2 protein-coding genes and 1 pseudogene are annotated in these 15,764 nt (G+C 45.3%); all 3 read left to right on the forward strand.

Going from position 1 to position 15,764, the window contains the following annotated elements:
* Window positions 1–17: 17 nt before the first annotated feature.
* Window positions 18–13,937 (forward strand): MARTX multifunctional-autoprocessing repeats-in-toxin holotoxin RtxA, encoded by a 13,920-nt coding sequence (gene rtxA, locus Xhom_RS08400; protein ID WP_069316538.1) that lies wholly within the window; start codon window positions 18–20, stop codon window positions 13,935–13,937.
* 851 nt (window positions 13,938–14,788) lie between these two features.
* On the forward strand, window positions 14,789–15,163 hold the full coding sequence (locus Xhom_RS33395; RefSeq protein WP_069316537.1) for a hypothetical protein: 375 nt from the start codon (window positions 14,789–14,791) through the stop codon (window positions 15,161–15,163).
* A gap of 221 nt (window positions 15,164–15,384) precedes the next feature.
* A pseudogene (locus tag Xhom_RS08410) lies at window positions 15,385–15,668 on the forward strand (IS1-like element transposase); the annotation flags it as partial.
* Window positions 15,669–15,764: the final 96 nt, after the last annotated feature.

Raw genomic sequence — 15,764 nt, forward strand, 5'->3', positions numbered from 1 at the left:
CAGGATTATTTATATTTATGGGAAAATCATCTAACCGAAGTACAGAATACTTCTTTACTGGTAGATATGAAGATGATAACGACGGAAATACGATACATGCTATAGGCGTTGGTGGTGTCATTAACGCTTATGGTGGCAATGATTACATTGTCGTCGCTTCTGTTGCTGCAACCGTTAATACAACGTGGGGACACGATACGGTTGTCGGTGGTGCGGGTTACCTCAATATTAATGATACAAGCGGATCTCTGACTGTAAAAGGCGGTTCGGGATACACTTCTATCAATAAAACCCAAAGTGGCACGATAGAATTTGCTGGCGCGGCGGGTGGGTTGAAAATCAATCATGCCGGTGACAATGGCGCTATCAATTACTCTGGTGTGTCTGGCTACAATAGCATTACTCGCAAAGGTGTACAGGGTAATATCCGTTTTGAAGGTGCAGGCGCCTATAACAGCCTGTACTCAGATGTTAAACACGGTGATATCTATTTTGCCGGTGCGGGTGGTTATAACAAGATTATCCGTAAAGGATCAGCCAGTGATTTTAGCGGCGAAGGGATGGAATACGCCAAAGCCGAGGATATTGTACTAAGCAATGCGACCATGAATGGTTCATGGATTGGCAGCGATCATCAGGTAACCGGCGTTAAATCAACTCGGGAACCGAATACCTACCTCTTTGCTTTTGCGGACGATGATTATACCAAAATAAATAAAGTCCAGCTCTGCAATGATCCTGAAACCGGGAAACTCATATATCATTCAACGTCCTGGTATAAAGAAGGTAATCACCTTAAAGGTCTTGAAAAACAAGAGATTTCGGCTGACAGGGGGTTTGTGGATGTCAATACTGATGGTGCATATACTCTGTCAAACCTGACCGTTGAAAATCAGCAAGCTTTCACCATTCAAGCAGTTAAAGAAAAATTGACTGAAAACGAATGGGTAGCCTATGGCGATGGTATCCAGATTAATGCAGCAGATATCATTTTGTCTGATGCCAAATTGGGGGGATATGCGGTTTACGGTGATGGAACTACTGTCGATGTCACAGCAGTGAAATCCAATCGTACGCCAAACACCTATGTGTATGCCAAAAAACTGGGCATATACACAAAAATTGTCGTGGTTGAGCTGAAGAACGATCCGGCAACCGGAATACTGCAATACATCGCACGTCCTTGGTATAAAGAGGGCGATTATACGACCAATCTGGCAAATGAGATAATTTCTGCCGCCAACGGTTATAATGCGATGGAAACTGGCGGTTACTCTTTGAGCAATCTTCATTACCAAGCTCCGACGGTTAACATCACTTCCGAGCGTGTTGCCAAAATAAGCGAATATAGCGAGCAGGCATTATTTAAATCAGAGAATGATGGCGGTGAAAGTTCTGGCGATGTTCGTTTTGAAGGTGCTGGTGGTGGTAACGTTATTAAATCCAACGTAACACGGGGCAATGTTTACTTTAATGGTGCCGGTATTGCCAATGTTATTGAACATAGCTCTGAGTTTGGTAACACCGAGTTTAACGGTGCTGGTGGTGCAAATGTCATCGTTAAAAAAGGTCAGGAAGGGAATCTGATCTTCAATGGTGCTGGTATTGCTAACGTACTGCTTCATCAGGGGAAACGGGGTGATATGGAAGTCAATGCCGGCGGAGCAGCAAATGTGCTGGTTCGCGTTGGAGATGGGCGTTATCTTGCTCATCTTCTGGCAGTTGGCAATATCTCCATTCATAAAGGCAACGGTGATAGCCGTATCTCAATGGGCGGCGGTTTTAATACTCACACCCAAATTGGTCACGGTAATGCATTCTGGTCTGGTGTGGGCGGCGTTAATGTCCTGACTCAAGTGGGTAAAGGTAATGTCTCCTCAATTCTTTTGGGCGGCGCAAACGTTCTGACCAAAAACGGTGAAGGTAATTTGGAATCAGCCATGTTTGGCGGTGCCAATGTTATTACTCATATCAGCAATAATGACGCTTCTTATTCCGGTTCTTCAAATACAGCGGCAATTACACTGGGTGGTGCCAACATCCTGACTAAAAAAGGCAAGGGTGATGTGCAGGCTGTCATGGGCGGCGGTGCCAATGTTCTGACCCATATTGGTAATGGGAAAACCACCGGCATTATGTTGGGTGGGGCAAATATCCTGACCAAAGTGGGCAATGGCGATACCACGGGCATTATGTTGGGTCTTGGCAACGTTTTGACGCATGTCGGTGATGGGCAAACGCTGGGTGTGATGGCGGCGGCAGGTAACATCTTCACTAAAGTGGGGGATGGTACAACTATTGCGGCCATGATCGGTGCAGGTAATATTTTCACTCATGTTGGTGATGGGAATGCGCTGGCATTGATGGTTGGGGCAGGAAATATCTTCACCAAAGTCGGTAATGGGGATGCGCTGGCGCTGATGTTGTCATTGGGTAACGTATTTACTCACATTGGTGATGGGACGAGCGTTGCTTTAATGATCGCCAAAGGCAATATTGCCACCAAAGCCGGTAATGGGAACGCACTCTCCGCCATGATCGGCAAAGGCAATATATTTACTCAAATTGGTCATGGTTCCACTTTTGCGGCCATGATTGGCGGGGCAAACGTCCTGACTAAAGTGGGTAATGGCCTGACGGCAGCGTTGATGGTGGGTAAAGCCAATATTTATACCCACGTTGGTGACGGAACCAGCATTGGTTTATTTGCTGGCACAGCTAACGTCATGACGAAAGTGGGGAATGGCACAACATTGTCCGCCATGTTTGGCGAAGCCAATATCATGACCCATATCGGCAATGGCTTAACCGGTGTACTTGCTTTGGGCAAAGCCAACATCGTGACGAAAGTCGGTAATAATTTCATGGGTGTTGTTGCCGCATCTGAAGCCAACGTTATCACTCATGTCGGGGATGGCACAACGGCAGCCTTGTTGTCTGGAAAAGGCAATATACTCACCAAAGTGGGTAACGGAACCACCGTAGGTTTATTGATTTCCAAAATCGGCAACATCATGACTCATGTTGGCGATGGCACTACAGTTGGATTCGCCAAAGGTGAAGCCAATATCATCACTAAAGTGGGTGGTGGTCTGGGCATTAATGCCGTCTGGGGCAAAGCCAATATCGTGACGCATTACGGGGATGGTGATCGCTATAACTTTGCCAAAGGTGAAGCGAATATTGTCACTAAAATCGGAGATGGTCAGGAGATTACTATTGTCCAAGGACAAGCCAATATTGTCACCCATGTAGGTAACGGTGATGATTATACCGGCGCTTGGGGCAACGCGAACGTTATCACCAAAGTCGGTGATGGGCGCAATGTGGTACTTGCCAAAGGTGATGCCAATATTGTGACCCAAATCGGTAATGGGGATAGCCTCAATGCGTTACTGAGCCAAGGCAATGTGGTCACCAAAGTGGGCGATGGCATACAAGTCACCGCAGCCAAAGGTAAGGGCAACATCACGACGACGGTAGGCAATGGTTTAAGTGTGACAGCCGTTCATGGTGACCTGAACATCAATACCAAAGTGGGCGATGGTGTTTCTGTCAACGTGGCTTGGGGCAAATTCAACGTCAATACCCGCGTCGGTAACGGCCTGAATGTATCCGTCATGAAAGGTCAGGGCAACGCCAATATCCGTGTGGGTGATGGTTTGAACATCAATGCCTCCTATGCGCGGAATAACGTCGCCATCCAAGTCGGCAACGGTGATTTTTACAGCCTTGCTGTAGCAGAAAGCAACACCGAGAGCAACAAACTGGGAGCGCTGTTTGATAATGTCAAACAGACATTGCTGGGTTCAGCAGGTAGTCAGGGCATCAGCTATCTGGTTAATGGCGATGAAGCTAATACCTCGGGAAGTCATAAAGGACACGGCGCGATTGATCTGCCGGAAGTTTCCTCACTGAATGGCCTTAAGCTAACAGAAATCGATGAAGTGACTTCTGATTTGAAAAATAGCCTGCAAGGTTCGGTGACCGGCGTAGAGACACCAGATATTGATGCTATTCAAAATTCATTGGGCAATGAAAAACGGCTTAGTTCAACCCATGCCCGCAATTTGATCGTCAATGGTGATTTTGAGCGAGGTGCTGAGGGATGGAAGTTCAGCAACGGTATCGAAGCTGATTTCTCTGCTGAATCGTATGGTCTCAGTAAGAAAGGTCATGGCGAGCGTGTCAGTGAACTTGATACCGACAAGAATACCGGTATTTATCAATACATCAATGACCTCTCGGCAGGAGAGTCCATCACCGTTAATTTTGATTTTGCAAGACGCGCTAACATTTCTGCTGACAATGGCATGGAAGTATTGTGGAACGGTAAAGTCGTGTTTTCAGCTTCAGCCGGTAATGTTGAATGGAAAAATGAGACATTGACTTTAACCGCACAAGCGGGCAGAAATCAGTTGGAATTTAAAGGCACAGGCGAAAGTGATGGCTTGGGCTACATCTTGGACAACGTAGTTGCAAAATCGATGCTATCAGGCAGTGAGATTACGAACTATGCGAAACAAGATAAAACAGCGCAGAATGCGTTGCAGGATAAAGAAAAAGCCGAAGCCGATCGTCAGCGTTTAGAACAGGAAAGGGATAAACAACAGGCTGCTATTTCTGGTACACAAGCGCAGTTGGAAAATACCGATCTGGATGCACTGAACGCTAGCGGGCAATCACAGCGTGATGCAATCAATGATGAATCCAAGGCGGTGACCGAAGAGCTGATGGCGAAAGTCAAAGGTTTGGAAGCGTTGGATCGCCATGCAACCCATGATGGGCCATCGGGTGAACAGTGGCGCGATCAGTTTGCTGGCGGGTTTTTAGGGTCACTCCAAACAAAATTGGATAGTGCCAAAGAGACTGCACAGCAGCAATTGGCGCGTTCACAGCAAGCCTCTTCAGGACGTTTGGAAGAGATTAAAAACGCGGTTGCCAAATCTGATGCGGGTGTCCTCAAAGGCGAACAAGACCGTCAGCAGTCTCAACAAAATATTGCAGAAGCTCGCGCTAGCATTGAATCCAGAGAACAAGAAGCTATCGCCCGCATGAAACAGGCTGAGCAAGCTGAACGTGCCGGAAAATCCGCAGCACAGAAGGCTGAACAGCGTGGTCAGGATGAAGTTTCTGCGGCAGAGATGAAAACTGCGCAGGTACAATCCAATGCCCAAAGCGCGAAACTGGATGATAAATATAAGCCGAACCGCATCAACGCAACGAACCACGTACCATCACATAATGTACATGATTCCATTGGTGCCGGAGCACATTCAGGCAATGGTTTTGGTGAGTTTGGTCGTGATCGTGCTGGTAATAGTGATATTGACCTTGAATCTACCACTGAAACTGACAGTGAATTCAATGTGGAATTGCAATATCTGAATGAAGATCTGAACGAACTCACGAATGCAAAAGAAGCATTAGGGCGTTTACAGATCAATGCCGGAGTGCGCACCAAAAAGTCAAATACGCAAAACCAACATGCCGAAACATCTTTGATCCCCGTTTCTGGTGAGACCTTTGCCAATAAATTTGTCAATAACGCGGCAGGGGAACCTACCGAGTTAATCAGAAATATACCGAAAATTTCGGGTCTGGATCTCAGCGGATTGAAGGCATTGGGAGACGCAGAGACTCAATCGGTCAATATTAATACTACTGATATTAATACCGTTGACAGTAATACCACGGAAAGCTCTGCTGCTGTGAACCGAGCACAGAAAGTTGCCGATGTTTACCGCTGGTTGGATAGCGACAACGATCTTGCAACAGAAAATTATATTCCGGTGCCGGGCTTTGAGCGTGTAGACGCAGATATTCCCGATAATCTCAGACAAAAAATGGTGACCTTTGTTGAAGGCTACCTGAATGGAGCAGAAAACAGCGTACCGAAAGATCAGATATCTTCGCTGGCGAAATTGTTTGTTGATGCCACGATTGATTATGACTGGGATAAGCGTGTCGAATTTGTCTCAAGGTTAGAGCATTATGGCTACAGTTTTGAACCGGTGCATGGTGATAAAAGCATTGTGTCATTCTGGTCTGGCAGAAACTTCAAGCAATACCGCAGTATCCTTGATGCAGCGCAGACTGACGGCAAGAAAGTCGTTTATGACATTGATGTAAAAGGTAACTTTTTTGCCATCGAGCTTAACAAGACATTGATGCGTTGGGGCGGTATATACCTTGATTCTGACATTGCGGAACAACATGCCTTGCAATCCGTCATCAATGCGTCTGCCCGGAGCAATACCGGTTTCTGGAGTTCTCTGTATGCTACCGGATCACGTGATGATGTGTATGTGATCGCTGAAGGCGGTTTGCGGCTCGGCAACTACTTCTGGAATGTTGAATTGCCGGTGTTGCGTCAATTGCAGCGTGAAGGATTGGTGGGCGAAATCCGTCTGTTGGATAAAGCCGCCAAAGAATATCAGGGTGTTCCGTCTGAACTTATTGGTCGCAGACTGACAGAAGCGGGTGTTGCCGTAAAAGCCCGTTTTGATTCACTCAGCTTTGAAAAACAGGAAAAACTGCTGGCGTCAAATCCTGACGGATATAAGCCGGATACACTGATTGATCTGGATATCAAAACAAGCGCCATTGATAATCTGCTCAACCAAGCATTGCCATTCTACGGGCTGCGGACAGAACGCAATTTGCTGGTACGCGAAGCTGACGGTGAAGGCTTTGAGGTGCGCCCGTGGCCGGGCAACCGAGACAATGGTTTCAAAACGATTATCGTGGAAGATCCGGACGATAAGGCTCAAATCAAGGCGATTGAGCGTTTTATTCTTGCCAACTATGACGATTACGGGCAATTGCCTGACGCGTTATATCTGGTGGAAGAGCGTATTATTTCTCATGAGCACGGGCGCACTCGTATTTTGGCTGAGAAAGTGGATGGTCATTGGAATTATCAACCTAAAACTGATCTGATGTCTGCGGGTGAATTGCAAGACGCAGCCTATGTTAAGGGCAAAATTCTGGGAGACAGTTACCAGAATGTACTGGATGCGCTCAAGAGTTATGAAAACAGCCTGCAAAACAGCCAAGACTATGATTTGGAAGCCGTGGAAAAACTGACTCACTTGCGCCATCAGGTCAACGGCTATTTATTGGGGCATCCAAACTCAGAACGTGTACCCGTATTGGAAAATCTGTTGTCACAAATCAATGTGCGTATGGATGAATCGCTGGCATTGGCAGAGTCTACTGTGGCGAGTGCAGGAAAAGGCAGTTTTAGTGACTTGTATAACACATTGGGCAATGCCAACCTGAAAGATTCGAAGCATCTTTATATTGATGAGCAGGGAAATTTTGTTACCCGTGGTAAATCCAATATTGAGATTGCGGCAAAAGCAGAAAGTGCAGAAAAAGCCGTTGAACAAATCAAGGCAGCCGTAACTAAAGAATACGGTCAATCAGTGTCTGATGCGGTTTTTTCAGACTTGACCTCCCATAAATTGTCGAAAGATGGCAAGGGCATTGATGTCTCTGGTTTGAGAAAATTACACCAAGCCATTGAACAGCAATTGTCTCCGGTCAGTGCCACTCTGTTTGTCTGGAAACCAAGCGATCACAGTCGATTGGGACATGCTGCCCTGCAAATCGGACAAGGACGTGTTGAGATTAATGTTGAAAACGCGGGTGATTTCAATGAGAAAAACTACGTCAGTTGGTGGCCGAAAGGTAGTAAATCGACCAACATTAGCCGTATTTTTGATGTTTCTACTCCAGATAATCCAAATGTAAAAATACGTTGGAGAGATCTCAGCCAGCCAGCGGGACAAAGTGAATCACTGGAGCTGGATGTTGCTTCTGAAGAAAAAGATAACTTTGGCTTGCAAGATGGTACGCGCAAGCTGAAGAAATTCATTGAAAAATTACAGGCCGCAAAAGGTGTAGACGCGAAATTTGAAGATATCAGTGAAGGTTTTGCTATGGCGGCGCTGGCGAATCCTAGTCTGCTGCAATCTGCGGGTATCCCGGAGCATATTTCTCGCCCGTTCCTACAGCAATGGGAAGACAGTAGCGTTGACATGCTTGAAGTGGGCAAAAATTTTGCTGAAGCACTGCGTATTGCAGCCAAGCAGCAAACGCCTGAATTAACCGAAAAACGCATCACCAATGTTATTCGGCAATTTGCCGAACACGAACTGAGCAATATTCAGGACTTCAAGGCCAGCGAGGGTGACTCGGGCCGTGTATTCCGCATCAATCTGGCCGGATTGGATGTCGCGGCGATGCATGCGGAATGGAATAAAATCAGCCAAAACCCAGATACCCGTTACCAACTTCTGACAGATAACTGTTCCAGTATTGTCGCCAGAGTCCTCAAGGCGGGTGGTTCTGATAAGGTGATCGGCCATACATGGCGGCCACACTTTGGCGTTTGGACACCGACTGAGTTATTCAACTATGGGCAGGCGTTGCAGGAAGCACAGGTTGAAATTACCACCAAGAAGCACAATCGTATTGTTGGTAACGATTTGACAACGCCGGGACACGCCGAAAATAAAGACAAATTGCTGGAAAAAGTTGCCATTGACAATGACGGTACACCACCACGTGACAGAGAGCCATTCAATCCAGTAACACGCTTCTTAAATAATGAACTTTATGGTGCCAAAGACGTTCGCCGCAAAGTAAATGAAGATACTCAGATATTACTGGATTATGCGGTCAGCAACGGCACTGCGGATAAAGTGACATTACGCGGTGAGGCCGGTCGTCTGACAGGTTATTACCATTCTGCCAAGCAGGAAACAGAAGCTGCTACCGCGCAGGAATCCACGAAAAAAATTGTGTTGTTCATTCATGGCTCCGGTTCATCTGTGGAAGAACAAGCCGGCGCTATCCAGAGTCATTATCAAAAACAGGGTGTTGATCTGCTGGCAGTAAACCTGCGTGGCTATGGTTCCAGCGATGGCTTTCCGAGCGAACAAGGCGTATATCATGATGCCCGCACGATGTTCCATTATTTGGTTAACGATCGTGGCATCAAGCCGGAAAATATCATCATTCATGGTTACTCAATGGGTGGGGCGATTGCGGCAGATCTGGCTCGTTACGCAGAACGCAATGGACAGGCTGTTTCTGGTTTATTGCTTGACCGTCCAATACCAAGCATGACCAAAGCTATTACGGCTCATGAAGTCCCCAACCCTGCTGGGATCACTGGCGTATTGGCGAAGTCAATCAATGGGCAGTTCTCGGTAGAAAAAAATCTGCAAGGTATCTCAAAGCAGACGCCAATCATGCTGTTGACCGACAATGAAGGGTTGGGCAACGAAGGTGAAAAACTGCGTGCCAAACTTGTCGTAGCGGGTTATCAGGTATCAGGTGAGCAAACTTTCTATGGTCATGAAGCTAGTAGTCGGTTGATGAGCCAATATGCCAATCAGATTGTTTCAACACTTTCCGAGCCTCAGACTAATGAATCAGAGATACTTAAGGGTATAAAAAGTGATCTGAAACGTTACGGTGAAGCGCTGCAACCGCAGGCAGACAGCCTAGGCAAGAAACCGAAGGATATCCGTACAACGAAGGATTTCCTGGCGGGCTATAAGCAGGGCAATGCAGAGCGGACAGTAGATGGTTTCCGTTCAGACATGAATATCAAGCAATTGGTGGATCTGCTGGTTAAAAATAACTGGAGTGCGGAACAAAAAGGTGCTTTAGCTTGGGAAATTGAAAGCAGAGCCTTGAAAATCACCTTCCAGCCGAAATCTGAGAAATTCAATCGCTTGTTCCGTGATATCGCTTCAACAGGTGTTTCTGATATCAAAGCGAGTGAACAACTGGCACCACAATTGCTATTGTTGAACCTGTCAAACGATGGCTTTGGTGGGCGTTGTGATCCATTGTCGAAATTGGTTCTGGTGGCGAAGCAACTTGAAAACGATGGTCAGAATGGGGTTGCCCGTCAATTGCTGGAAAAAATGTATTCGGCAGCAGCCGTACTCAGCAATCCGGATTTGTATTCTGAAACTGAGCGTGCCAACGCGAATAAACTATTGGGATCTTTGGCGGCACTCCATGCCATGAATCCGATGACAGACACATCCATCAAAGTGTGGAAAGAGAAACTGGAAGGTGAAAAATCCCTGACTGTTGATGGTGTCATTCAGAAAATTACTGCCAGAAGTTCGGAAGGTAAACCTATACTGCTTGAACTGGATGCGCCAGGCCATGCGATGGCAGCATGGGCGAAAGGCACTGGTGAGAATCGCGTTTATGGTTTCTATGATCCGAATGCGGGGATTGTCGAATTCTCGTCAGCGGAGAAATTTGGCGCTTATGTGACTCGTTTCTTCGGTGGACCCGACCTGAATATGGCACAAAGCTACAAATTGCCAAAGAACGCGGCAGGGGAAATTGTCTTCGCGCGCGTGGTGGTGATAGATGGTGATGTCTTGGCAACCTATCGTCCAAGACATGCTGATAAAATCACTATGCGAGACATGCTGGAGCTGCCGGTATTTGATGATACCCCAATCAAGAAACCTGTAGAGATTAATGCGGCTGATGGAGTGAAAAAACCATTAAGTGACAACGCATTGGAAAATCATGTTCGTGTGAATAACCAGAACGTTGACTCTTGGGTAAATGTTGAGGTCAAACCGCAGTCTGAAAATAGCGACAGTCGCTTTAGCGGTCAGATTATTATCCAGACAGAAAATGACCCTGTGGTTGCACAGTCATCGGCAAATCTGGCAGGCAAACATCCTGATTCCAGTGTGATTGTCCAGCTTGATGCTAGTGGTAAATATCGTGTGGTGTATGGCGATCCGGCTGCTTTGTCTGAAAAATTAAAATCTGAAAAATTACAGCCCGGCAAATTGCGTTGGCAGGTTGTAGGGCATGGTCGTGAGGATACTGCATACAACCATACTCGCATGAGTGGCTACAGTGCCGTAGAATTGGCCTTGATGCTGCGACAATTCAATACTGACTTTAAGCAAGTTGGGGCGCCTGAACATATCAGCCTTGTCGGTTGCTCGTTGATCCGTGATGACAGTCGTGATGGTTTTGCTCGTCACTTTATTTCGGAATTGGATAGCCGAGGTATCCGTACCGCAGTATCAGCGCGTAGCAGTGAAGTTGCGGTGGACAGTGTAGGTCGGAAATACACGCGGGATGCGCAGGAACAGTGGGTTAATAAACTCACAGATAATAAGATTGTGCTGGGTTGGAATGATAAAGGTGAAGTGGAAAGCCACTTTGAGCGCATCCGTCGGGGGATCTCTGAAAATGATATTACCCTGTCTCGCGTGGGGCAAACCGATATTGATGCCAAAGTCAAAGGCGCGATCGCGGATAATACAGAGATATTCCATGCGCCGAAACGCTCTGAAAATGTGGATGATCATTCATCAGCCACATCATCCTCGGTGGCATCATCTTCTAAAAAGCACCTGAGCTATTCTGGCAATATTCAGGTACAGGTCGGTGATGGTGAGTTTAACGCCATTAACTGGGGAACCACCAATGTGGGTATCAAGGTTGGTGCGGGCGGCTTTAAGTCTCTGGCTTTTGGTGATAACAACGTGATGGTTCACGTTGGGAATGGTGACAGCAAACACAGCGTTAACATCGCCGGTTATCAGGCATTAGAAGGTGCTCAGCTATTTGTGGGTAACCGAAACGTCAGCTTCAACTTAGGGCGCAGCAATGATCTGATTGTGATGCTGGAGAAATCCATTCCAACACCACCATTGATCAACCCATTTGATGGTGCGGCCCGTATTTCTGGTGCATTGCAAAATATTGCCGGTTCATGGAGTTCACCTGATTGGCTGACTGCCCAAAATCAGCAATGGACGCTGGAAGGGGCGAAGAAATTTGTCAGTGACTTGTCAGGTCTTGATCTGACCAGCAGTGTCAAATATGAAACCCTGACGGCCCTCAATTCAGAAAACGATCGTAGTAGCCGAGGGCTGAAAAGTGATCTCGACAGTACACTGAACAAGAAATACAACCAGTGGCTGAGTGGCGAGGGTAATACCCCTGAAATGGGGCAAATCAGCCGGGCAGAAAAGTTCCGTCAAATGAATGAAAAATTGGCCTTCAACTTTGCGGTTGGCGGACAGGGGGCTGATATTCAGGTCACAAGCGGTAACTGGAACTTTATGTTTGGTGACAATATCCAATCGATTTTGGATACCAATCTGGGTTCACTGTTTGGCCTGATGACGCAAGAATATACCGCCACCGGCATGGCAAAAACCACCTTTACGTTTAGTCCGACAGATTTGCCTCGTCAGATTAAAAACAAGTTGTTAGGGAAGCTGGCGGGTGTCAGCGCTGATACGACTTTGGCAGATATCTTTGGTGTTGATTACACGGCGAATGGCACTATTGTTTCCCGCTCAAATCAGCCTGTTGATGGGGTTGCTATCCTGCGTGACATGATGGAAATCATAGGGGAATTCAGTGGCGATCAATTGCAGGCATTCACTGATCCGGCGAAATTGCTTGATAGCTTGAAAGCAGGGCTGAATACTGGTGTTGACGGAGTTAAATCCTTTGCAGAAAGCCACGGGTTGAAAGCCAAAGCGCCTGACGATAGCCAAGAAGGAAAGGTATCACTCAATGGAAAGCGTGACGCTATTAAGGAGCAGGAGATCGAAAATGCACAGTCAGAACGTGCTTTTGGGTTTAACTCACTGAATCTGCCAAACCTGTTTGCTACCCTGTTAAATCAGGACAAACAAGCTGAGATGAAGTCTCTGGTCACGAACCTGAAAGATAATTTGACCGCTGATTTGCTGAACATACAGGATAAAACGTTCGATTTCCTGCGTAGCAGCGGGCATTTGCAAGGTGATGGTGACATTCACGTCTCCTTCGGTAATTACAACTTTAACTGGGGTGGTGACGGTAAAGATCTGGGTGCGTATCTGGGAGATAACAACAACTTCTGGGGCGGTCGTGGTAATGATGTCTTTTACTCCGTGGGAACCTCAAATATCTTCAGCGGTGGTAAAGGTGATGATGTGGGTGTTCTGATGGGGCGTGAAAATATGATGTTTGGTGGCGCAGGCAATGACGTTGCTGTGTTGGCTGGACGCATTAACTATGCCTACATGGGAGATGGCGACGATCAGATTTTTGCCTTTGGTGAAAACGGAGTGATCGACGGCGGAAAAGGGCGTGACTATATCGTGGCCTCCGGTAACTTTAATAGCATTGATGCTGGCGAAGATCAGGATTACGTTGTCACCATTGGTAACAACAATCAGGTGGATTTGGGAGCTGGCGACGACTTTGCCACGGTATTCGGCAACTATAACCGGATCGATGGCAATGCGGGCAACAATTCTATCAAGTTGGTGGGTTATCACGCGGTTATCAATGGGGGAACAGGCAACGATCACATGATTGCCGATGTCATTTCCAAATTTAGCCAGTTTAATGGCGGTAGCGGTGACAACCTGCTGGTCCTGGGCGGTTATCAGAACCGTTTTAAAGGTGGCATGGGAGTTAATAGCTATGTCGTTAGCGGCAATGTTATTGATAACGTGGTTGAAAATATCAAGCAAGGTGACAAGATTATTTTCAACGAGATCAACTGGCAAAACTTGTGGTTCCAGCGCAGTGGTTACGATTTGGTTCTGCTGACTCATCGCGATATCAAAGATACTTCGGTACAGGGGCAGTTTGAAGCCATGGGTTCCGTTACCTTCAATGATTACTTCAATGGCAATCGTGCGGATATTGTCACCCAAATGGGAGGTAAAGACGCACAGGGTGAGCGTGAATACACGGCACTTTCTGCTAATGCGGTAGACTCTTTAGTGCAGGCCATGAGTGGTTTTGCCCCGAATATGGGTGGTAGTGGTTTTATTGATTCTCTCGATAGTCAGACTAAAGCAACTATCATAACGGCTTGGTCGGATACAACAAACGGAAAATCTAAATTGGCCTAATAGCCTCACGGATTTTTTAGATATTTTTACTAACAACAATGGCTCACAATAGTGGGCCATTTTATAATCATACGATTCCTATTCATCCATTTCTCCGCACTTCAGTGTCGGAAAAGCTAGCTTCAGTTACGTGTTTGGAGGCGAGTTTTTTAAGGTCGAAGCACGGTATTAAATCCGATCCCCATAACACTAGCTGTTGCCCGATATCTTGTCTCATTCATCTATATCTGAATGTTCTCCAAGTAAGCGTACTATCCATGATTCAATAAGCAATTATTTTTGAAAAAAATAAAAAAATTATGAATAAAAATCACAATGTGATTTATTGGATTATTTTAGTCCAATTAAGTAAATATATTAACAAAATTTTTAATAAAATGTATTTTTTATTTGTTTATGTTTTGTTTAAAATAATTTAAAAAAATATGAGAAATTGTATTTTAGGAATGGAGTTAATCTTCGATTTACGATATTCCTAAATTACTTTTTAATAAAATAAAATTATTAACCTTAAATTATCAAAAAGAAAGGTTATGAAATTAAAAAATCTAATGTTTTAAGTGATTATACCAATCTTGGAATTTACGTTAATTCCAACAATATCAGTAGAAAAAACATTTGAATCATCATATAAATAACTTATAAAAACATTAGAAATACAACAGAAAAACACAGCATTACTATACATTTTTATTAGCAGTAATGAAGGCGGAGGCATTGCTAATGGAGGTGATGGAAGCGACAATGGAAATGAAATAGCATAAATAAAAAAAACAACGTAACTTATAATTGGTAATTATATGTTACGTTGTTTTACCTGAAAAAATTTCATATTTTCTGGAGAAATAAAAATGAAATTAAGAACAATAATTATAGCTGCATTTATATTAAATTTTCCTTTTGTATCATCACCTGCTCAATCTAAAATCGAACATGATGTAAAAATGACTGATTGTAATAAATTAAATGGGAATTCCGGTCAAGATGGTAAAGACGGAATACCTAATAGCAAATGTACAAATGGAGGAAATGGGGGCGATGGGAAATCTCCCGGACAATCAGGAGGTAATGGTGGTAATGGTGCATCTGGTGGTAATGGGGGTAATGGAGGTGATGGGGGCAACGGTGGTGGTAATGGTGGTAATGGGGGGGATGGCGGTAGTGATGGTAATGGTGATGCTAATGGCGGCAGTGGTGGCAATGGTGGCAAAGGAGCTGATGGATGATGAGTAATTTAAAATTATTACCTTTCATTTTAATATCATTAGTTACCTCAGAAACATCATATGCCTCAAATGCTTCATCAATAAAACAAGCTTTCGACATCAATGATTATCTCCTTGTTTCAAATGGAAACGATGGATAAGTTTAATTATTCATAAAGAAATCCAGTCATGACTTCAAAGCGTTAATTTGATATTCTTATGCTTTTTAATGGAACATCATCATGACTGTCACGATAGAAGTGGCCTGCCGATATTGCAGCCAAACTGACCCCGTACGTAAACACGGAACAGGTAAAGCGGGCTTTCCTCGCTACTATTGCAAAGATTGCCAAAGAACCTTTCAACTCAACTACCGTTACAACGGGCATAAACCGGGTATGAAAGAAAAAATTGTGGATATGGCAATGAATGGCTCTGGCGTGAGACACACCGGCCGTGTGCTAAGTATTGGCATCAATACGGTGATGCGTACATTAAAAAGCTCTCGCCAAAACAAATAACATCGCGACAGGTCGCTTATGACGATGGGGTAATGAGTTTTCCCGCGCTTTCAACCGTTGTTTATGCATCAAAAGGTCAAGGATGTTGGATGAGTGTGGAA

Origin of the sequence: Xenorhabdus hominickii, from assembly GCF_002632725.1 — a bacterium.
GTDB classification, from domain to species: Bacteria; Pseudomonadota; Gammaproteobacteria; order Enterobacterales; family Enterobacteriaceae; genus Xenorhabdus; species Xenorhabdus hominickii.

Bases quoted from the DNA above. Each gene is read 5' to 3' on its own strand.
- rtxA (WP_069316538.1), top strand. From the start codon at position 18: ATGGGAAAATCATCTAACCGAAGTACAGAATACTTCTTTACTGGTAGA.
- Xhom_RS33395 (WP_069316537.1), top strand. From the start codon at position 14,789: ATGAAATTAAGAACAATAATTATAGCTGCATTTATATTAAATTTTCCT.